Source organism: Lamprocystis purpurea DSM 4197, assembly GCF_000379525.1.
Taxonomy (GTDB): Bacteria; Pseudomonadota; Gammaproteobacteria; order Chromatiales; family Chromatiaceae; genus Thiodictyon; species Thiodictyon purpureum.
Genome location: NZ_KB902542.1, coordinates 54113 through 75589 on the forward strand (window position 1 = coordinate 54113; position 21477 = coordinate 75589).

The 21477-nt window shown below is 63.1% G+C and carries 17 protein-coding genes and 1 pseudogene; 8 read left to right on the forward strand and 10 right to left on the reverse strand.

Features of this window, described 5'->3' with window-relative positions; all coding sequences use genetic code 11:
• The first annotated feature begins 119 nt into the window (after window positions 1-119).
• Window positions 120-899, forward strand: coding sequence for a retropepsin-like aspartic protease family protein (locus A39O_RS0126695; RefSeq protein ID WP_020507722.1), 780 nt, complete (start codon window positions 120-122; stop codon window positions 897-899).
• 192 nt (window positions 900-1091) lie between these two features.
• Complete coding sequence (locus A39O_RS39375; protein WP_026199761.1) at window positions 1092-1922, forward strand: HesA/MoeB/ThiF family protein; 831 nt, start codon at window positions 1092-1094, stop codon at window positions 1920-1922.
• A gap of 181 nt (window positions 1923-2103) precedes the next feature.
• Here A39O_RS39375 and A39O_RS43420 read toward each other — a convergent pair.
• The 10 genes and pseudogenes from A39O_RS43420 to A39O_RS0126750 form a co-directional block, all read right to left on the reverse strand.
• Window positions 2104-3294: pseudogene (locus A39O_RS43420) on the reverse strand (O-antigen ligase family protein); the annotation flags it as partial.
• On the reverse strand, window positions 3291-3980 hold the full coding sequence (locus A39O_RS0126710; protein WP_157640437.1) for a hypothetical protein: 690 nt from the start codon (window positions 3978-3980) through the stop codon (window positions 3291-3293). The pseudogene A39O_RS43420 and the gene A39O_RS0126710, both read right to left, overlap by 4 nt.
• 102 nt (window positions 3981-4082) lie before the next feature.
• A complete protein-coding gene (locus A39O_RS35375; RefSeq protein WP_020507726.1) occupies window positions 4083-6365 on the reverse strand; it encodes a GumC family protein in 2283 nt (760 codons plus the stop codon).
• Window positions 6365-6865, reverse strand: a complete 501-nt coding sequence (locus A39O_RS0126720) for a polysaccharide biosynthesis/export family protein (protein WP_169338499.1) — start codon at window positions 6863-6865, stop codon at window positions 6365-6367. Before A39O_RS0126720 ends, A39O_RS35375 begins: the two co-directional genes overlap by 1 nt.
• 96 nt (window positions 6866-6961) lie before the next feature.
• Window positions 6962-8050, reverse strand: a complete 1089-nt coding sequence (locus tag A39O_RS0126725) for an outer membrane beta-barrel protein (protein ID WP_245561988.1) — start codon at window positions 8048-8050, stop codon at window positions 6962-6964.
• Between the two features lie 196 nt (window positions 8051-8246).
• Entirely contained in the window at window positions 8247-9017 is a 771-nt protein-coding gene (locus tag A39O_RS0126730) for a hypothetical protein (protein WP_020507729.1), read from the reverse strand.
• A gap of 155 nt (window positions 9018-9172) precedes the next feature.
• Window positions 9173-9637, reverse strand: coding sequence for a rhodanese-like domain-containing protein (locus A39O_RS0126735; RefSeq protein ID WP_020507730.1), 465 nt, complete (start codon window positions 9635-9637; stop codon window positions 9173-9175).
• A gap of 40 nt (window positions 9638-9677) precedes the next feature.
• Entirely contained in the window at window positions 9678-10340 is a 663-nt protein-coding gene (locus tag A39O_RS0126740; protein WP_020507731.1) for a response regulator, read from the reverse strand.
• Window positions 10340-12064 (reverse strand): sensor histidine kinase, encoded by a 1725-nt coding sequence (locus A39O_RS0126745; RefSeq protein WP_020507732.1) that lies wholly within the window; start codon window positions 12062-12064, stop codon window positions 10340-10342. The genes A39O_RS0126740 and A39O_RS0126745 overlap by 1 nt, the downstream gene beginning before the upstream one ends.
• Window positions 12061-13869, reverse strand: coding sequence for an ABCB family ABC transporter ATP-binding protein/permease (locus tag A39O_RS0126750; protein ID WP_020507733.1), 1809 nt, complete (start codon window positions 13867-13869; stop codon window positions 12061-12063). The genes A39O_RS0126745 and A39O_RS0126750 overlap by 4 nt, the downstream gene beginning before the upstream one ends.
• A 109-nt stretch (window positions 13870-13978) precedes the next feature.
• On the opposite strand from A39O_RS0126750, the gene A39O_RS35380 reads away from it, so the two are divergent.
• The 6 genes from A39O_RS35380 to A39O_RS0126775 all read left to right on the forward strand — a co-directional run bounded on the left by A39O_RS35380 (window position 13979) and on the right by A39O_RS0126775 (window position 21468).
• Entirely contained in the window at window positions 13979-14380 is a 402-nt protein-coding gene (locus tag A39O_RS35380) for a S24 family peptidase (protein WP_020507734.1), read from the forward strand.
• Window positions 14381-14385: 5 nt separating this feature from the next.
• Entirely contained in the window at window positions 14386-15051 is a 666-nt protein-coding gene (locus A39O_RS0126760; RefSeq protein WP_020507735.1) for a hypothetical protein, read from the forward strand.
• A gap of 42 nt (window positions 15052-15093) precedes the next feature.
• Complete coding sequence (locus A39O_RS39380; protein ID WP_083924908.1) at window positions 15094-15273, forward strand: type I restriction-modification system subunit M N-terminal domain-containing protein; 180 nt, start codon at window positions 15094-15096, stop codon at window positions 15271-15273.
• A 75-nt stretch (window positions 15274-15348) separates the two neighbouring features.
• Window positions 15349-19359, forward strand: coding sequence for a helicase-related protein (locus A39O_RS43860; RefSeq protein WP_020507736.1), 4011 nt, complete (start codon window positions 15349-15351; stop codon window positions 19357-19359).
• Entirely contained in the window at window positions 19356-20792 is a 1437-nt protein-coding gene (locus A39O_RS0126770) for an AAA family ATPase (protein ID WP_211211740.1), read from the forward strand. The genes A39O_RS43860 and A39O_RS0126770 overlap by 4 nt, the downstream gene beginning before the upstream one ends.
• Entirely contained in the window at window positions 20779-21468 is a 690-nt protein-coding gene (locus A39O_RS0126775; protein ID WP_020507738.1) for an RloB family protein, read from the forward strand. The genes A39O_RS0126770 and A39O_RS0126775 overlap by 14 nt, the downstream gene beginning before the upstream one ends.
• The last annotated feature ends 9 nt before the right edge of the window (window positions 21469-21477 follow it).

The following is a 21477-nucleotide window of genomic DNA, read 5'->3' on the forward strand; positions in this document are numbered from 1 at the left end:
GCCCATTGAAAAAGATCGTCGCATCGGTGTTCCTTGCCGGTGCTTTGGCCTGATCATCGGCGGGTCTCGATGGCGGTCGCACCCTTTCCACTCCGCTTGCCCTGAGGAGTCCGATTTCGATGTTCTATTCCCGCGCGCGATCTTTTTTCCCCAGACCCCGGCTGGCTTGGCTGGTGTTGTTGCTCGCCTGGTCGTGCGGCAGCCCGCTGCTCGGTGCGCCTCAGGTCGAGGTCGCACAGGAGTTGGAGCGGCTCATGGCGGTACATGGCTTCACGATGAAGCCCGCGGACCTGGACGCGACCCGTGAAAAGCAGGGCCGGGCCGAGGACACGGACCTGTTGCCGCATCTGCGCGTGCTCCTGGAGGGGTTCGACCATGTGATCGTCCAGTCGCCCCAAGGCGGGGTTGAGCGGGTCCTGATCCTGGGGGAGAAGGTCCCTTACGTCCCGCCGCCGCCGGTCGCCGCCGCCCCAGGGGCGGCGCCCCAGGGGGGCGAGGCGGCCGCGGGTGAGACGGTGCTGGAAACCCAGCGGGTCGGCGCCTCCCACGCGGTGACCCTGACCCTGGAGGGCGCGAACGGCCGGCGGGTCCAGCGGTTGCTGCTGGTGGATACCGGGGCGGATTACGTGGTGCTCCCCAGTTCGCTGATCGGCCAACTGGGCCTCGCCCCCGAGGGGCTGCGTCAGCAACAGGTGCAGACCGCCAACGGACCAACCGATGCGGCACTCGGTACCCTCCCGGCGGTCTGGCTGAAGGATCAACGCATCGCCGGGATTGAGGTCGCTTTTATTGAGGACAGCCGGCTCGGCGGGAACGCCCTGCTCGGCATGAGCCTGCTGGGCCGTTTTCGAGTTACCATCGACGACGAACAAGGTCGGCTGGTATTGGGGGGGCAATAACCGGCAGGCGCGAGGGCCATCATGGCTGACCAAGCGCGGACCGCGAAGCATTGAGGTGCGAGAGCATTCGGGGGCTACGATTAACTCGACAACGACAACGACATTAAACCGCGTCTCCACCGAGGTTAGCGAAATCCCCAAGGCCGAACACACCATGAAAATTTCGCATGTCGCGCTGGACGCGGTTTAGGCATGAACGACACTCAGTTACTGCGTTACAGTCGGCAGATCATGCTCCCGGGCTTCGGCATCGAGGGCCAGGAGCGGTTGCGCCAGGCGCGGGTGCTGGTGGTCGGGCTCGGCGGACTTGGGTCGCCGGTGGCGATGTATCTGGCCGCGGCCGGGGTCGGGCGTCTGGTGCTGGCTGACTTCGATGCCGTGGACCTGTCCAATCTCCAGCGTCAGATCCTCCACACCACGGACCGGATCGGGATGGCGAAGGCGGATTCGGCACGGCTGGCACTGCGCGCGTTGAATCCCGATGTTGAATTGGAGACCGTCAAGCGCAGCCTCACCGCGGAGACCCTGCCCGCATTGCTTCAGGACCTGGATCTGGTGGTGGATGGAAGCGATAACTTCGCCACCCGCTTTGCCCTGAATGCCGCCTGTGTTGCGGCGCGTCGCCCGTTGGTCAGCGGGGCGGCCATCCGGATGGAGGGACAGGTCGCGACCTTCTCAGGCCAACCGGGCGGGCCTTGCTACCAGTGTCTTTACCCCAGGAGCGGCGCCGACGACGACACCTGCACGGCCAACGCTATTCTGGCGCCGGTGGTGGGCATCATCGGCAGCATTCAGGCGGTCGAGGCGATCAAGGTGCTGACTGGCCTGGGGGCGCCTTTGTTCGGGCGCTTGTTGTTGCTCGATGCCGCCGCTATGGAGTGGCGGCAGGTCCGCCTGACCGCGGACCCCGAATGTCCGGTCTGCGGGGGATTTCGGCCAGTTGACCGCGCTGTTCCGGCGGGATGCGCGTCTCCTCATGCCCGATCGCCAGACCGAGCCAGGGCAGGGCGAGCAGGACCATGAACAGGGCCGCATTCGCCGGGATGTGCAGATTGGCGTCGGCCGTGGAGTGGATCAGGATCGCGGTGACGCCCATCAGACTTGCGAACGCCATGCCGCGCGACAAGGCGTCGCGCCGGCTCCAGAGCACGCGCAGTGCCGCGCCCAGGGACAGCACGACGCCGGCGACCAGCGGCAGCATGCCGATGATTCCGTATTCCAGTTGCAGTTCCAGCAGGTCATTTTCCGCGTGCGCGAAATGCAGCGGAATCGACTCCGCGTTCCGGTAGGCTGGATAGACGCTGGAGAAGCTGCCGCCGCCGCTGCCCAGCCAGGGGTAGTCCTCCAGATACCGCGTCGCACGCACGCCGATCTGGTAACGGGCATCCTCGGTCAATACGGTCTGTTCCAAACGCTCGCGCACGCGGTCGAGTCCGAACCAACTCCCCAGAATCAACAAATCCACCAAGACCAGACTGAACAGCAGGATCAGCACCGGCCGCGGTGAGTGGCGAAAGCTCAGTACGCCAATGAGTCCGGCGATCGCCAGACTGATGAAAAACGCGGTGTTGCCCATCCGCGAGGCTGTCATCACCAGTGCGCTCACCAGGATCGCGAGATAGATGCGCAATCGCGCCTTGGGTCCCAACAGGGTGCTGGTCCAGGTGCGCAGGCGCTGCCGCCAGGTCATATATTGATTCGGTTGAGCGAGGTCCGCGATCAGCAGGCCGATACCCAAGGCAATGGTCATCTCCAGGAAACCGGCCAAGTGATTGGGGTTGGCGAAGGTCCCGTGGGCGCGTCCGGTCGCAGCGATGAACAGGAAGGGCTCGCCCGAGAGTGTGAGCCAACTGGCGAGCATCGCCTGCACCACCGCGGCCAGCACCAGCGTGCTCGCCAGGATGCGCAGGCGGCGGCGGCTGCGGGCCAGCACCAATAGCAGCGCGAACAGGCTGATCAAGGCCAGGCCAAGTCGCCACGAGACCAGGGAGGCGTGGGGGTCAAGGCTCAGTGTCGCGTAGGTTGGTGGCGGGCCGCCGGTAAGGGCCAGTGCCGTCTCCAGCCATTGTTGCGCTGCCATCGGCGAGATCACGGTCAGCCAGGCGAGCGGCAACGGCAGGACTTGCAGGAGTCCGAGCAGGAGCCAGCCGATCAGGGCGATCAGCATCCAGCGGGCTTGCGACCAGGCGGCGGTCGGTCCCACGCGGCCGCGCAGGGCAAGACCCAGCCAGAGACCGGCCAGCGCAAAGATCCCAAACTCCAGCAGGGCTTGTGACCAGGGGCGATTGCTGCCGAGCGGCAGCGGCGCCCAGACGAGTAAGGCGACCAGGGCATAGAAGAGCCAGCGGTCGCTGGACCCGCGGTCGGGTGTCTGGTGGCTTGCCGCCGTGTTCATCGGCCGGACGCCGACCGGTTGCGGATACTCAGGTAGAGACTTTGAAGCTCAACGTCAGCGGCGATCAACGGTGCCACGACCGCTGCCTGGCGGAGCGCAAGCGCGCGCTCAAGGACCGCATGGGGTTGGATCTGCAGCCCGTGGCGCAGGAGGTCCTGGACGGCGAGCCGCCCGTCGGGATCGAGTAAGGGCCAGGAGATCAGGCCCAAGTCCACCAGCGCGCGCAACGCGGCGGGCTCGTAGCGGCCCAGATCGGCCGCGCGGCGGTAGATGCGTGTGAATTCATGACCTGATCGGCCGAGCTTGAAGCGGGTGCGCAATACCGACGTCAGCCCCAGGGGCCAGGTGGGGCGCTGCTCCACGGTCTGGACATGCAGGTGCTCCGCCTCGCTCAAGCGCTCGCTCTCGACCGGTCCTCGGGGCTGGGTCTGCAACGCCAGACGTTCCAGATGCAGTGCGAGTTGTCCGCGATAGCCGGCGTTGCTGGGGTCCATCCGTTGCGCAAGCATCAGCGATCGGCGAATGGCTTGGTCGTCAACGCCCCCGGCCGGCACCCCGAGCCCAGGCGCAAGCGCGCCGATCCGGTCCGCCTGCCAAGCGAATACGCTCGCCGCGCCAGCGAGCAAGCTCCAGAACCCAGCGGCCGAGATCAGGATCAACAGCGAAATCAGCGCGGCGCGGCTCACCGGCACGACCGCTGGTCAAAGTGTGCTCGGGCGCGGCCTGTCGCCCCGATGGCCGGTCGACCCGCGCCAGCCCTTGGGCACCGGGTACGCCCGATGACGCATTTACACATTTCGCGCGTTTTCACGGTCGTACTGAGTGTAGCCGCTATACGCATAGGCATACTTGCGGTAACGCCCATAGCCGACGCGCTTGGCGTTGTCGAACTGATTCAAGACGACGCCGATCAGCGGAGCGTCCACGCGGTGTAGCCTCTTGATGGCGAGTTGCACCAATTGACGTGGCGTGGCATCCGCGCGAACGACGAAGACCACGGCATTGCACAGCCGGGAAAGGACCAGGGCGTCGCTCACCGCCTGGGCTGGGGCGGAATCCAGCACGATACGGTCGTAACGTTGCTCAAGATCCTCGAGGGTCTGCTGGAAGCGCTGGGAGGACAGGAGTTCAAGCGGATTGGGTGGCAGCAATCCAGCCGGCAGGAGATGCAGCTTGGTCCCCTCCACGGGGTGAATGCACTCGTCCAGCGTCGCCGTGCCGGCGACCAGATTGGACAGGCCGGGGGCCTCGGCCGGCAGACCGAGGCGCTGTGCGACCGAGGAGCGCCGCATATCGGCGTCGATCAGCAGGACCCGCTCCAACTGACCGAGGGCCGCCGCGAGATTGATCGCGATCGTCGTCTTACCCTCGCCGGGTACCGTTGACGTCACCAGGACCACCCGATGGGGGGCATCGAGGCCGGAGAGCACCACCGCGGTTCTGACCGTGCGGATCGCCTCGGCGAAATCGCTTTTGGGCCAATCGAAAAAGACCCGCTCGGGTGGCGCGTTACGGATCCCCCGCCGGTTCAGGAGCGGCACGGTCCCCAGGGTTGCGAGCTGGGTGTGATTCTCGACCTCCTCAGCGTCCTTCAGGGTGTTGTCCAGGTGGTCTTCGAGGACCGCCAAGCCGACACCGATGAGGAGGGCAAGCACGACGGCGACCACGATAATGCGGGTCTTGCGTGGTCTGATTGGCGTCGTGGGGACCAGCGCGGCATCGATGACCCGTGCATTGGTGGACTCGACGTCCGCGCCCAGGTCGGTCTCTTTGAAGCGCGTCAGGAACATGTCGTAAATTTGGCGGTTGCTTTCCACTTCACGATCCAGCGAGCGCAGGGTGAACTCTTTGCGGGTGACATCCTGAGCGCGCGCCTTCATGGCGTCGAATTCCCGTTGCAACTGATCGGTGCGGGACTTGGCGATGTCGTACTCTTTCTTGACCGCCGCGATGGTGTTATCGATCTCGGCGCGCAGCTTGGCGCGGATCGTATTCAGGTCGGAGCGCGCGGACACCAGCTTCGGATGTTGGGCGCCATAGCGTCCCGCCAATTCCGAGGCATTCCGCTCGGCGCGCACTTCCTCGGTCTTGAGTGTCTGAATGATGGGGTTACGGGTCACCACCGCGTTGGAGCTCAACTCCGTACTGTCCAGATCCCGCAGCTTACGTACCTGATCGAATTCATTGCCGAGCCCTTCTTTTCTGGCGCGGGCCTCCACCAGTCGTTGTGCGAGGTCACTGAGTTCACGATCAGTCAGGTCCAGATCACCCTTGACGTCGATCAACCCCTGCTCTTCCCGATAGCTTTGCAGCTTGCGCTCTGAGGTGTCGACCTGTGACCGCATCCCATCGAGACGCTTCGTCAACCAGCTCGCCGCCTTCTTGACTGTCTCCAAACGCGTTTCCAGCCCGAACTCGATATAGGCATCAGCGTAAGCCGCCGCCACGCTGGCCGCGAGTTCCGGATCATGGGCATCGAACGAGACGCGAACCATATCCGAGTCCGGCAAGACCTCAGCTTTGACATTTCCGCTCAAGGCGGCGACCACGCTGCGGCGGACGTCCGCTTCGGGGATGACGGTTTCAACACCCGGTCCCGCTGCCCAATTGGGGAGGATGCCGCTGAGATTGAGTTGGAAGCGTGCCCGACGCGGCGCCTGCTGACGGGGATCGAATTCCGGATTGGTCCATAGATTCAAGCGATCGGCGACACTGGCCGCGAGCGCTTGCGATTGCAGCAGCAGGATCTGAGTCTGCAGATAGCTCTGGGTGGAGAGAAACGAGTACCAACCGTTCACCGCGTCATCCTGCACCGGGCTGAACCCGCGGCGGCTCGTGTCGATCAGGATGGTGGTCGACGACTGGTAAACCGGCTCCAGCGACTGCGCGATCAAGCCGGCGAGCAGACCGACAGCGAGCGCCAGCCCCAGGATCTGCGCCCAATACCGTCGTATGATCCGCCAGTAGGTCTCCACATTGAGTGTCGCCACTGTTGTTGTCGCGGCGACTGCATCGCGTTCTGGTGATGATCCGGTGACGACCGCATCGAAAACGGATTCGCGGCGATTCATCAGAAGAAGCTTTCCTTGACGATGATGGTGTCTCCGGGGCCGAGTGGATCATCCTGGCCCACCTTGCGTTCCTGCCGGGAATTCCCCTCCGACACGACAAAAATCTTATTGCGTGACGCCCGCTCCGTATAGCCGCCGGCAATCGATACCGCTTTACGTACCGTCAAGCCAGGCAGGTAGGCATAGCTTCCGGGCCTGTTCACCTGCCCCATAACGAAGAACTGCCGATACTCCTCAATACTCACGCTGACTCGCGGGTCGACAAGATAGGGACCGCGCAGGCGCGAGGCGACCAGCTCTTCGAGGTCACCCGGCGTGAGGTCCGCAACCTTCAGTTCGCCGAGTAGTGGAAAGGAGATCGTACCGCGGGCACTGACCCGGCTGGTCACGGTCAGGTCGTCCTCACCGAAAACGGCGATTCGTACCTTGTCTCCCGCACTCAGTCGGTAGCCCTGAAGCGCATCACTGCCGTGTCCGAGCCCCCATGGGAGAAGCAGCACCAACCATCCGGCCAAGGCGGCAATCAGCCGCCACGAGTGTCCACGGTGTCGCAAAAAAACTGGTGACGAAGACGCCATATTCATGTGACCGGGAACCTAGTAAGCCGTGCGTATCGAGAACAAGAAAACATTATCCGTGTATTCGGCTAAAGATTGGTCCGATGTTCGCGATTCATAGGTGTAGTCGAGCCCGAGTTCAAGCCATCGGCGCATCTGGTAGAATATCCCCCCGGCGACATTATAGCGATGATCCGTGCGCGGTTCACCCACGTAGTCGTCGTTTGTCCCCAGCAGGCCGAAGCGCGTGTGGATGGCCGGCTTCCAGTAGTGCACCCAATCCAGATTCACTGAACTGACCACGACCGCATCCGCCAAACCCGTCGTGGACTCCTCGGGGGCGCGGAGAGTCGCCAGGTTGAAGGTGGAGTAAGGTTTGGGCCGGTATTGGGCCGTTGCTGACCATCCCAGGTCGCTGATGTTGCCGCGCTCTTCTGCAGTGAAGTCCTTGCCGAGCCAACCCAGTTTCAGGGTACCACTGGTCTTCGCGGTCGCGTCCCAGGTGATACCGCCATAGGCGAGCAGTTGCTCGCTGTCGAGCGTCTCCGCGCCGGCTTGTTGATTAATGTATTCAATATTCTCCCAGCCCAATTCGAAGAGTAAGGATACCTTGGGTCTGATGCGCGCGTAGACGGTGGCGCCGAGCGGCGTGCGGTCATTGTTTCGGGCTTCTTGATCGTTATTGATGTAGTCGCGGGTCAGGAAGCCGGCTGACAGGTCCAGTCGGCCGCGCGCGCCGGGGGCGCCGTAGCTGTATCCCAGCCTGACACGATTGGAGTTCCAAAGGTCGGGTGAATCCGAGAAGTTGGCACGTGAACCATCCACCGGTGAGCCGGTGCCGCGCCGATCATGCCAGTGCCAGAATTGATAATCGGCGGATGCGCGATGGCGCAGACCCAGATCCCAATTTGCCGTTGCGCTGGCCTGATGATCGACAAAGTCATCGGCCGAGCTTTCGAAGACGTTGCCGATGCGCGCGAAATACGCGAGATTATAGGAGTCCGGACCCTTCAGGGCAGTCAAGCGAATGCCGGGCTCGACGATGCTTTCAAAGGTGCTCATGACCCCGAGATAGCCGAGATCCTCGATTTGATTATTGCTGTGATAATAGTTGGTCTCGTAGCCCAAGAGCAGATTGAGCCAAGGGTAGGCACGAAACCCTCCCAGATCGAACCCGGTACCGACCGGCTGGGCCGTGGACAGCGTAGGGACCAGGATGCCGTAGAGCATCCCCGCGGCGATGAGGTGTCGTTGACCGTGCATCGTTTTTTCGCTCGGTGTATTTACAGTGCGTCGATTTGGAATGCGGCAACCTACGGGGTGCTCACTGGGCGCTGGCCGCGCCGCCCGAGTCTTCGGTTACGTCCAACCAGTTGTCATAGCCGCCGCCGCCCACCAGGCCGATGGTAAACAAGTTGTTGTATACGTTCTCATACCAGTCGGCAGCGGGATCCGCCGGCGGGGTCATCGCTTCGGCTAAGGCGCGCCGGTCATCGACATAATCCCGATACTCGTCGCCGATCAGGCCCTTTTCCATCATACGCCGCAGACGTTCTTTTTCCAGGGCGCGCTGTTGTGTTTGTCCAGTGCTCGCTGATGTGACCACCGCGGCGCTCGTTGTCGCGGATTGTCGTTGTCGCTCCGCGATCTCTGCGGCCGCTTCCAGGACGGCGGCGTCGATCAGATAACGCGGTGCTGTCCCTCTGAGAAAGAACGCCCGGCGCGCTGCCGCCGCCGCGACTCCCGGACCGGTCTCGGCGGCCGCACAGACCAGGATCGTCTCATAGACCGCCGTGAAGAGATCGTGACCCGCCACCAACAGGGCCTCGGTGATGTTGCCCGCATCCTCGGCGGACGGGCATTCCGCGCCAATGCGTTGCTTGAGCCCGGCACGCGGGTCGTCAGTGAGCGCTGAACGTGCCGTGGTCTCTGCCGCGGTGCCGGCCGGAGCCACGGGAGGGCCCAAGCGCCCGGCCATCTCCCGTATTTCGGGGGAAATCACCACGGACATCTCGGTCGGTGACTGAGCCGCGAGACTGAATGCCGATCCGCTCAAGGCAATCCCCAGAATACCGATGCGTAACTTGAGGCTCATCTGCGTCACTCTGTTCTTAGGAAACGACGTTCGCCGCGCGCCGGCCGGCGGATCACCTCATGTGCTCCGTCGGGAGGGGTCGATCACTCAGCCTGATATTAGCATCAGTTGCCGAAAATGCTACTGTTGCATTTTCGTCAAAAAGCACATGACGCCTACTTCGGACGAAACTGATCCGGCCGCAGATGTGGGGTGAAATACACATCTGCATCCTCGAGTTCTACGCCCCGTCCTGCATTGTCGACCAAGGGTTGCTCGAAATCGTTCCAGCCGCGCAGCCCGGTCTGGAGCGAGGCAACATTTTCGTATCCCAGCAGCAGCATGGAGTTGGCCGCTAACACGCTGCGATAGCCGGATCGACACACAACAACGACCTCTCGCTGCCGTGCCTGTACCAGTTCCGGTACAGTTTCCTCGTAGTCCCACTCGCAGGCGGATTCCAGAATGCCCCGCGGAACGTTCAGCGAGCCGGCGATATGCATCGCGGCGAACTCATCCGGTTCGCGGACATCCACGATCATGACATCCGGATTCTCGTGCCTGCGCTCCGCCAGATCCCAGGGCATGATCTCCCGGATGTCGACCAGGCATCCTCTGACCAGTTCGAGAAAATTTTTCATCGGATCTCCTGTAGAGAATGGGGTTGCGACGCGGCTGTGTTCACGGCTCGTCGTCTTGCCGGGGTCGTGCACAGAGGCAGCGCTCAACGGCGATGACCGCTGCCTCGACCCGTGAATGGACTTCGAGTTTACGCAGGATCGACTTGACGTGGAGTTTCACGGTGCCGTCCGTGATCCCCAGCAGCCGACCAATCGTCTTGTTGCTATGCCCCTCCGCCAGGTGGCAGAGGATCTCTTGCTCGCGCGGGGTCAAATCCGCATGGCGCTGGTGGTGCTGGTCGCCGTTCGCGTCGCCCTGGACCGCGCGCGCCAGAATGCCGATCAGTTCCGGGGCGACCACGGTGCGGCCGCGGACCACCTCACCCAAGGCCGCAATCAGCGCATCCGGTTCCATGTCCTTGAGCAGGTACCCCTGAGCCCCCGCCTGGAGACTGGCAATCACGTCGCGCTCGTCCGCACTCGTGGTCAGCATGGCGATCGGCATGCGCGGATGGGCTCTGCGCAGTTCACGTAAGATTTCCACCCCGCCGTGTTCAGGCATGCGCAGGTCCAGCAGGACCACGTCCGGCAAGGTCTCGGCCACCCTTGCCGCACCGGCCGCGCCGTCGCGCAGCGCGGCGACGACCTCGATGCCTCTGCGTTCAAGCAGTTCTTGTAGGCCCAGTCGGAACAGCGCGTGGTCGTCGATCAGCAGGACGCGCATCAAAGTCTCACCCGCCGCGGATGCGCGTCGGCGCGCGGCACCTCGAACGTCAGTTCCACGCGCGTGCCTTCGCCCGGTTCGCTCTCGATCCGCAACTCGGCGCCGATGCGCCGCGCCCGCTCAGCCATGATGGCAAGTCCGATATGGTCGCCGGGGCCTTCCCCGGTGGTCGGGGTGCGGAAACCAACACCGTCGTCCTCGATCAGTACGCGATAGGCACCGTCCGGCTGGCGCGTCAGCAGCAGGCGCACGGTATGGGCGTGCGCGTGCTTGCGGATGTTGGTCAAGGACTCCTGCACGATGCGCAGAACCTGCAGTTCCTGTGTGGCCGAGAGATCGAAGGGGCGACAGTCGTTCTGAAATAGCACATGGGCGCCGGTTTCCCGGCCGAGGCTCAGGGTCAATTTCTCGAGGGCGGGCACCAGGCCGCGCCGGTCCAGGGAGGAGCGCACGCTGGCCAGCAATTCACGCAGTTCGGTGTGCGCCTCGTCCAGGCCGACACGCACCCTGATCAGGTCATTGCGGGCGGCGGTGGGGATCGGCGTGTCGCCCAGCGCGTCCTCGAACATCCGCACCTGAAAACGCAGGCTCGCCAAGGTTTGGGCGAGCGAATCATGCAGTTCATGGGCGAGCGCATTGCGTTCCTCGACGATCGACAGCCGGCGCGCCTCGGCATCCGAGCGGTGTTTGGCAATCGCCACGCCCAGGTGATGCCCCACTGTCAATAAAATGTCCATGATGTCTTCCCGCGCCCTCACTCCGGGCGGGTCGACGAAGATCGTGTAAATGCCCAGGAGCTCGTCGCGATGCTCCAGGGGGACGGTCACCACTTCCAGCTCGTTCGACCCGAACATCCGCCGACCATCGATTCGTGAGCAGTATCGGGCGTCCCGATCACACAGGATATCGCCGGGTGCGAGCACGCTGCCGCACCGGCACAGGTCGACCGGGGCCATGTCCTGCTCCCGCACCAGATCGTCGTCCAGGCCGATGGAGCCGACCAGGCGGCGGGTCCCGTCCGCCAGGACCAGCCGCACGGTCGCGGCGCGGCCGTTGACCATCTCCTTGAGTACACGCAAGAAGCGCAACAGGAGCGCCTCCAGGGAATCGGCCTGGTGGATGCTCGCGGCGACGTCGTAGAGGATCTTGAGTGAGGCGGTCTTTTGCGCCAGGCGCTTGGTCTGGCGGGCGACCCGGCTGTCCATGTCCTCGTAGAGGTCGGTGAGCTCCGCATTGAGGCCGCCGATATCCCGGGCCATGCGGTCCAGGACGCCCGCGTCGTGCAGGGCCTCACTGGCGCCCGGCTCACCTTGATTGATGCGGGCGACCGAGTCCTCCAAACGTACCAGCGGGAGCAGGAGCCGGCCCCGCAGGCGCTGCCAGGTCGCCGCGCAGCCGCTGACCCCGGCGAGCAGAAAGATCAGACACACCACGGGGGGCCAGGCCAGCCCCGGTTGGGTCGAGTGCAGCAGCAGCATCGACAAGGTGACACCCAGGGTGGTTCCCACCAGGATCAGGGGACCGCTGAGACCGGCAGTGCGCAGCATCTCGCGGATGCGGGCCGCGTCGCGGCCTGGATCGGCGGCGGGGCCATGCACACCAGGTTGGACGGCGGCGTGGGTCTCCTGGGGTTCAGTGATCCGCCGCGGCGGTGCCGCGTCGGCATCGGCCGTCGGTGCCGGGCTTGTGTGCGCTCCGGACCAGCGGTCCGCAGGGGCGTTCATGCGCTGACCTCCGGTGCCGTGCTGCCTTCGCGCTGCTGCAAATCCCACATCGCCGCATAATGCCCGCCGGCGTCGAGGAGTTGGCGATGCGTCCCCTGCTCGCGGATGCGCCCTTGCGCCATGACCAGGATGCGGTCTGCATCCACCACGGTGGACAGCCGATGCGCGATCACCAGAGTGGTGTGATCCTCCGCCACCTCGGCCAGGGTCTGCTGGATCGCCTGTTCGGTGTGGCTGTCGAGCGATGAGGTGGCCTCGTCGAAGATCAGGATGCGCGGGCGCTTCAGGATGGCGCGGGCGATGGCCACCCGTTGTTTTTCCCCGCCCGAGAGTTTCAACCCCCGCTCACCCACCACCGTGTTCCAGCCGTCCGGCAGACTCTCGACGAAGGCGCGGATGTGCGCCATTTCGGCCGCGCGCTCGACCTCGGCGCGGGTCGCTTGCGGGCGTCCGTACAGCAGGTTGTAGTAGATGCTCTCGTTGAACAGGACCGTATCCTGGGGGACGATGCCGATGGCGGCGCGCAGACTGGCCTGGGTCAGGTCGCGCAGGTCCTGCCCGTCGATCAGAATCCGACCGCCGCTGACTTCATAGAAACGGAACAGCAAGCGCGCCAGGGTCGACTTGCCGGCGCCGCTGTGGCCGACCACGGCGAGGGTCTGCCCGGGTTCGATGTGGAAGTCCAGGTCTTTGAGGATTGGCCGTTCGGGTTGATAGTGGAAGTCGACATGCGCGAAGCGGATACCGCCAGACCCTGGCGCGAGCGGTCTGGCGGTGGGCCGATCCGTAATCTCGGGGCGCCGCTCCAGCAGTTTGAACACCAGATCCATGTCGGCCAGAGCGTACTTGATCTGACGATAGACGACCCCGAGGAAGCCGAGCGGAATAAAAAGCTGGAGCAGCAGCGCATTGACGAGCACCAAGTCGCCGACGCTGAGTTCCCCGGCGACCACACCCTGGGCGGCAAACACCATCAGCAGCGTTACCCCCAGCGCGATGATGGCGCCTTGACCGAAATTCAGCACGGACATGGAGGTCTGACTCTTGACCGCCATCTCCTCCCAGCCGGCCAGGGTGGCATCGTAGCGATCGATTTCCATGCGCTCGTTGCCGAAATATTTCACCGTTTCGTAGTTGAGCAGACTGTCGAACGCCTGGGCATTCCCCAGGGAGTCCAGGCGGTTCATCTCATGCCGGTAGTCCATGCGCCATTCAGTGATGGCCAGGGTGAAGGCGACATAGACCGCGACCGTGCCGAAGGTCACCAGGGCGAAAATCGGGGCATAGCGCCCGAGCATGACCGCTGCCACCAGACCGAACTCCACCAGCACCGGCAGCACGCTGAACGCCATATAATTGAGGATGGTGGAGACCGAGCGGGTCCCGCGCTCCAGATCCCGGCTGACCGCCCCGCTGCGTCGCTCCAGGTGATAGCGCAGCGACAGAGCGTGCAACTGCTCCAGGACCCGCGTCGAGAGTCGGCGCATGGCGCGGTAACGCACGCGCGCGAACACCACATCGCGCAGTTCGTTGAAGAGGGCGTTGCTGAGCTTGAGTGCGCCATAGACCAGGAGCAACGACAGCGGCAACACCAAGACCTGGCCCCTGGTTCCGTCGAAGGCATCGACGATTCCCTTGAGTGTCAGCGGGATGCCGACGGTCGCGACCTTGGCCATCACCAGGCACACCAGCGCGACCGCGGCGCGGCCGCGGAACTCCCACAGATAGGGCAGCATCCCGCGCAGGTTCTGCCAGTCCCGGCGATCTCCGTGGACGCGCTCGGTTGCGATGATTCGTGGTTGCATGGCGATCTGGTTGCTTTCTTGCGGCGCGGGTGCCACCTTGCCCCCCGGCAGCGCGGCGTGCGCACCGCTCAGCGACCCGGCAGACGAACAGCGCTCTAGATGAGGACGAATGATGGCAGATCCCACCCTCGACAGCACCGGTTGCGCCCTGCACGAGCCTTACGCGCTCCAGGTACTTGGCGACCAGATGGAGCCCGAATTCCCGGCCGGCTGCATCGTGATCATCGAACCAACCGACACCTGCCGCAACGGGTCTTACATCTTCGTCGAGGTCGAGGGGGTGCGCTGGTTCCGCAAGTATGTCAAAGATGCCGGTGGTGCCGAGTCCTTGCGGGCGGAGAACCCCGTCTATCCGGAGATCGACCTCAGGGGGCTCGAATGGACCGTGCTTGGAGTCATCATTCAGCGTAACATTCGACGTAAGATCAAGCACTACGACTATTCACACGGATCCGAGGCGGGACTCGACCAAGGCCGGGGGGCGCCCGCAAGGGATCGCCCATTCCAGTAGTCCCCATGGCCCGCCGCGACCGTGCGGCCGCGCACCCGATCAGCGATCAGCGACCAGAGTTCATGAACATCGAGAACCTCTATCCCGCCGTGGAACGTGTGCGCGAACACCGCTTCGGGGCAAGTTCCAAAGAGGCGAGCTTTCTGCGCGCCTATCCGGCGTTGGTGGCGGCGGCGCGGGTGGATGCTGACGATCCCCTGGAACCCTTCCTGCGAACCGCTGCCCTCGCTTATGCCTGGATGCCCAAGGCGCTGAAGATCGACGAGGATTTCCTGCCTGCCGCGGCAGCGTCATTCGCCTCGGTCAAGGCGAATGGAGTGACCATCAGCCGCGATCTGATCGACCCGATCGCCGCCTGCCTGGGTTCGCTGGTGGGCGCATCCACGGTGCTGCATCTGGCCAATCCGGCGGTGTTCCCGATGTGGAACAAGCGGATCGAGCGCTTTCGTTTGTGCGAGACCCCGTCATCCTTTCACATGGGCCAGACCCGCAACTACCTGGGGTTCATCGAGGACGTGTGGGGTATCACCTCCCACCCGATGTTTCTGACCTTCCACCACGAGTTTTGCACCGCCTATCAGGAGCGCCTGCAGCGGCTGCATATCGCCGCCTATCCGCTGACCGAGCCGGGAGTCGTGCAATGTGCGACGGCCGAGTTGGCGCGGGGTTGATGTAGGGGCTTGCACCGCTTCGCCAGCAGGAATCGTCAGTTCATGGACCAGGCCCAATGCAACCGGCTCGTCAGCTTCATCTGGGGTATTGCCGACGATGTCCTGCGCGATGTCTACCAGCGCGGCAAGTACCGCGACTGCATCCTGCCCATGGTCGTCATCCAAAGAGCTTACGCAGGACTTTCAGCGCCGGGCTCTTCTTCCAGTCCACCCCATCAGTGACGCCCCGGCGTGCAGTTGTGCATGAACAATGCGAGACTTGCACAAACGCGAAGAACAAGGACGCGGCACCTGACGATGCAGCTCGAACAACTCCAGACCAATGCGGCCATCCGCGGCATCCTCCCCGATGCCCTGGTGACGGTCGTCAGCGTCCAGTGGTTCGGTTCCGAGGCGCTGGAACTGACCTACAAAACCTCGGCCGGCAAGGTTGCCAACGAGCTGCTCTACCGCCACGACGAACCTCGCCTGGAGTTGGTCGAACAGGGCCGCCCCTGGAGCTTCGATGGTGACGGCGCGCTCTTCCGGCTGGTGTCGGAGGCCCACCGCATTCGTCTGGCCCACCTGTTCGACCCGGTGCTGGCGGTGCATACCTCCATGGTCGACCCGCTGCCGCACCAGATCACCGCCGTCTACGAGGCGATGCTGCCGCGCCAGCCGTTGCGCTTCCTGCTGGCCGACGACCCCGGCGCCGGCAAGACCATCATGGCGGGCCTGCTCATCAAGGAACTGGTCGCCCGCGGCGACCTGCAACGCTGCCTCATCGTCTGTCCCGGCAGCCTGGCCGAGCAGTGGCAGGACGAACTGTATCGCCGCTTCCACCTGCCCTTCGAGATCCTCACCAACGATAAGCTGGAGGCCGCACGCACCGGCAACTGGTTCCTGGAGACCAACCTCGCCATCGCGCGTCTCGATAAGCTCTCGCGCAATGAGGACGTGCAGCAGAAGCTTCAGGCCCCGGATTGTCGCTGGGACCTGGTGGTCTGCGACGAGGCCCACAAGCTATCAGCCACGGTGTTCGGCGGTGAGGCAAGGTACACCAAGCGCTATAAGCTCGGGCAACTGCTCTCGACCCTGACCCGTCACTTCCTGCTGATGTCGGCCACGCCGCACAACGGCAAGGAAGCGGACTTCCAGCTCTTCATGGCGCTCCTGGATGGAGATCGCTTCGAGGGACGCTTCCGCGACGGCGTGCACACCGCGGATGTCTCTGACCTGATGCGCCGAATGGTCAAAGAGAGCCTGCTCAAGTTCGACGGCACCCCGCTGTTCCCCGAGCGCATCGCCTACACCGTGCCCTACAAGCTCTCGGACCCCGAGGCCGCGCTCTACCAGGCAGTCACCGAGTACGTGCGCGAGGAGTTCAACCGCGCCGAGGCCCTGGAGAACGACAAGCGCGCCGGCACCGTCGGCTTTGCCCTGACCATCCTGCAACGGCGTCTCGCCTCCTCGCCCGAGGCCATCTACCAGTCCCTGCGCCGTCGCCGCGAACGGCTGGAAAGTCGGCTGCGCGAGCTTGATGTGCTCCATCGGAGCGGGGGCGTCCCGCCCCCGACTGCGGCACTGGACGCCGACGACCTCGAAGACCTCGAAGACGCCCCCGAAGACGAGGTCGCGACAGTCGAAGAGGCCATCCTCGACCAGGCCACCGCCGCCCGCTCCATCGCCGAGCTGCGCATCGAGATCGACACCCTCCGCCGGCTCGAAGCCCAGGCCCTGACGGTGCGCCGCAGCGGCAACGACACCAAATGGATGGAGCTTTCGAGTCTGCTTGGCGCGGTCTTCACCCCGGCCGCGTTGGGCGACCGCATCGAAGAAGCCAAGGCACCTTACGGAGCGGGACCGATCCCGCCGCCAACGCCGTCGCCGCACCAGAAGCTGGTCATCTTCACCGAACACCGCGACACGCTGAACTACCTGGAGGGCCGCATCACCACCTTGCTCGGACGCAAGGACGCCGTGGTCATCATCCACGGCGGCATCGGTCGGGAAGCGCGCCTGAAGGTCCAGGAGTCCTTCAAGCACGACCCCGAGGTCCAGGTTCTGCTGGCCACCGACGCCGCGGGCGAGGGCATCAACCTCCAGCGTGCCCACCTGATGGTCAACTACGACCTGCCCTGGAACCCCAACCGCCTGGAGCAACGCTTCGGGCGCATCCACCGTATCGGCCAGACCGAAGTCTGCCACCTATGGAACCTGGTGGCGGACGACACCCGCGAGGGCGATGTCTACCGCAAGCTCTTGGAGAAGCTCGAACAGGCGCGCCAGGCCCTGGGCGGCCAGGTCTTCGACGTACTCGGCAAGCTCCAGTTTCAGGGCAAGTCACTGCGCGAACTGCTGATCGAAGCGATCCGCCACGGCGAACGGCCCGAGGTCAAAGCCTTCCTCACCACGGTGCTCGACACCACGCTCGACCGGGGGCACTTGCAAGAGCTGATCGATGAGCGCGTCCTCGCCCATGACGCCATGGACGCGAGCGGGGTCCGGCGCATCCGCGAAGACATGGAGCGCGCGGACGCCCGCCGCCTGCAACCGCACTACATCGAGTCCTTTTTCCATGAGGCATTCAAGCGACTCGGCGGCACCGCCAAACAGCGCGAGCCCCGCCGCTACGAGATCAGCCATGTCCCCGCCCCGGTGCGCAACCGCGACCGCCTCATCGGCATCGGCGAGCCGGTGCTGCCGCGCTACGAGCGTATCGCCTTCGACAAGGCCCTGGTCGCACCCCAGGGCCAGCCGCTCGCCGCCTTCGTTTGCCCCGGCCATCCGCTGTTGGATGCCGTCATCGACCTTACCCTGGAGCGCAACCGCGATTTGCTCAAGCGCGGTACCGTCCTGGTGGACGAGCGCGATCTGGGCACACAACCGCGGGTGCTCTTCTACCTGGAGCACGCCATCCAGGACGCCGGCCTGACCCGCGCGGGTGAGCGCCGGGTCGTCTCCAAGCGGATGCTCTATGTCGAGGCTAGGGCGAGGAGTGAGGGGAGAGGAGTGAGGAGCGAGACGGGCGAGAGGAGCGAGAGGGGGAGCGATGCATTATCGAGAGACAACTGTCTGGCAGAAAGCCATGTCGGTGGCGCGGGAGGTCTATCGGCTCGTCCCGCTGCTGCCGAGGGAAGAAACTTACGGGATGCGGTCCCAGATCACCCGCGCCGCAGTTTCAGTGCCGGCGAACATCGCGGAGGGATGGACGCGGGAGGGGGTGCGGGAAAAGGCGCAGTTCCTGGCGATCGCTCAGGGTTCGCTAGCGGAGACGGAGACCCTGCTGACGCTGTGCGAGGATCTCGGTTGGTTTCCCAAACCGGAGACAGCCCGGCTGCGAGGCTTGTTGGACGAAGTGAGCCGAATGCTGACGGTGATGCGTCGCAACCGCCGCCAGACCTAGCCACTCACTCCTCACTCCTGGTTTCTCACTCCTCACTGCTCTTTTCTCACCTCTCCTACGCCCCCTATCTCGACTACCGCCCACTGGACGCGGGAGAGCCCGGTGTCGACGCCATCCTCGGCCGGCCAGAGTGCCAGTGGATCGACCGCGAACTGGAGAAAAAGGCACAGGGTTACGCCATCGCCCAGGTCGTGCCGGAGCACCTTGCCGAGGTGAAAGGCCGCAAGCTGGACCTCATCGCAAAGACCGAGGCGGCGGTCAAGGATCGCCTCACCAAGGAGATCACCTACTGGGACCACCGTGCCGAGGAGCTGAAGCTCCAGGAGGCGGCCGGCAAACCCAACGCTAGACTCAACTCCGGCGAGGCGCGCAAACGGGCCGACCTGCTGCAAGGGCGGCTGCAAAAACGGCTGGAAGACCTGAAGCTCGAAGCCCAACTCTCGCCCCTGCCGCCGGTGGTGCTGGGCGGACTGCTGGTGGTGCCGATCGGCTTGATCAAGGCCATAACCGGGCAGGCACCGGCCGCGCCGACTGTGCCTGTGGATACCCAGATCAGCGCCGCTCGTGCCCGCGCAATCGTCATGGACATCGAGCGCCGCCTTGGCTTCGACCCCACCGACCGGGAGTTCGACAAGCTCGGCTACGACATCGAGAGCCGCGTCCCCGGCACCGGCAAGCTGCGCTTCATTGAGGTGAAGGGCCGCGTCTCGGGTGCCCCAACTATCACCGTGACCCGCAATGAGATTCTGTACTCTCTGAACAAGCCGGATGACTTTATCCTCGCCATCGTCGAGTTCCATGACGACGACGCACACCGGGTCCACTACCTGCGCCGGCCGTTCCTTCGCGAGCCGGATTTCGGGGTCACCAGCGTGAACTACGATTTTGCCGAGCTGCTTGCGCGTGCCGAGACACCGCGTTGAGACTTCGCCCGATTGATGCAGCAGCAGGGCTCGAACGGGGGGCGAGCACCCGTCCAAGCGATTTCCCCCTGCGAAATATTATGTTGCATTTTTTGCGTGCCAAGGTGGAAAATCGAACTAAGATATATTTTCCCGCCGTCTCTAATATGCTTATCCAGTTCAGCGTCAAGAATTATCGCTCCATTCTCGATCAGCAGACCTTGAGCATGTCTGCATCGAAATATTTCAAAGAGTTAGAGCCCGAGAATACCTTTGAAACGGGCGCTGTCGAGTCCGTCCCTCGCCTGCTTCGCTCGAATGTCATCTATGGCCCTAATGCATCAGGTAAGAGCACCCTAGTTCGTGCGATGGATTTTGTACGTGATCTAATCATCAACTCCGCCAAGGAAAGCCAGGCCAACGAGGAGATCGACGTTACGCCGTTCAAGCTCACCGCCGCCTCGCGCGCCGAGGACAGTGAGTTTGAGGTCGCGTTTATCGAAGACGGGGTACGCTACCAATACGGATTTCGCTGCAACCGGCAACGCTTCACCGAGGAATGGCTGTTCGCCTATCCGGAGGGCCGCGCGCAGAAGTGGTTTCAGCGGGTTTATGACGCGGCGGCCAATAAGGACGATTACCGATTCAGCTCGTCGTTTCTAGGCGGCCGTAAGCGGCAGGACTGGCGAGAGCAGACGCGCGCCAATGCCTTGTTTTTGTCAACCGCGATCCAACTCAATAACGAGCAACTCAAACCGGTGTTGAATTGGTTCCAACAACGGTTGAGGATTATCGAGGCACACCAGCTTTTCCTTCCAAACTTCACTATGAAGCGCTGTCGAGACGAGCAGCACAAGCACCGTGTGTTGGAGTTCATGAATTCGGCGGATCTCTCCATCGCGGATATTCGTATCAAGACCCAAGTATTCTCGCCAGAATTTCTACCTAAAGAAATCTCTGGGGCCTTGCGTGACGAGATCAGTGAGCAAATGACTGGTCAAGAAATCATGGAGGTTAAGTTTATGCACGAAGATATCGAAAGTCGAGAGCTTGTCGAGTTCGACCAGGAAGACGAGTCGGACGGCACACGAGCGCTTTTTTCTTTTTCAGGCATGTGGCTGGATGTCATTGAGAATGAGCGGGTGCTGATCGTCGACGAGCTCGACGCAAGTCTGCATCCTTTGATGGTCCACTATCTGGTGAAACTGCTGCACCACCAGGAGCGCAAGGCGCAGCTCATTTTTACTACCCACGACACCACGATCCTCAGCCAGAAGATCCTGCGGCGCGATCAGATCTGGTTTATGGAAAAAGACGAGAAGAACGCAACCCAGCTTTACCCCTTGTCAGACTATAGTCCTCGTGATAATGAGGCCATTGAGCGGGGCTATCTGAACGGCCGCTATGGCGGAATTCCCTTTCTAAAGGACTTGGACTTCAATGGGATCGGATGACATCTTCAAGAAGCGGAAGGCACAAACGGCTGCTACCATCGCACGGCAGCAGCAGCAACGCCAGGAAGGCAAGCGCTTCCTCATCGTCTGTGAAGGCATGAAGACCGAACCCTACTACTTTACGGAACTCTGCAATGCTTACAAGCTTCACACGCTTCGCGTGAAGATCGCGCCGGGAGCAGAGGGTTCATCTCCTAATAGAGTACTCGATTACGCGAAAAAGCTGTACGAGGAAGACGCTCAACTGGGGTCCGATCGTTTCGACCAGGTCTTCTGTGTCATTGACCGCGACCAGCATGAGCACTACAAGGCGACCATTCAGCGCATTGAGACCCTGGGAAAACCCTTTCGGGCCATTCCCTCGATTCCCTGCTTCGAATACTGGTTGCTGCTCCACTTCACGTATTCCCGCCAACATTTTCAAGCCGCCGACAAGCAATCTCTCTGCGATGCCGTGATTCGTGATCTGCGTAGGCAACCAGGATTTTTTGAATACGCCAAAGCGCAAAGAAACACCTACCACCTATTGAAAGACGGGATCGAAACGGCCATCAAGCATGCCCAATGGGCTGAAACGGATGCCGAGAAGACCGGCGAAGATAATCCCACCACCAGCGTTCATCATCTTGTGCTAGAGATCCAAGAGCTGGCGAAGACACATGGCCCCAGAGGATAACAGTCAGAC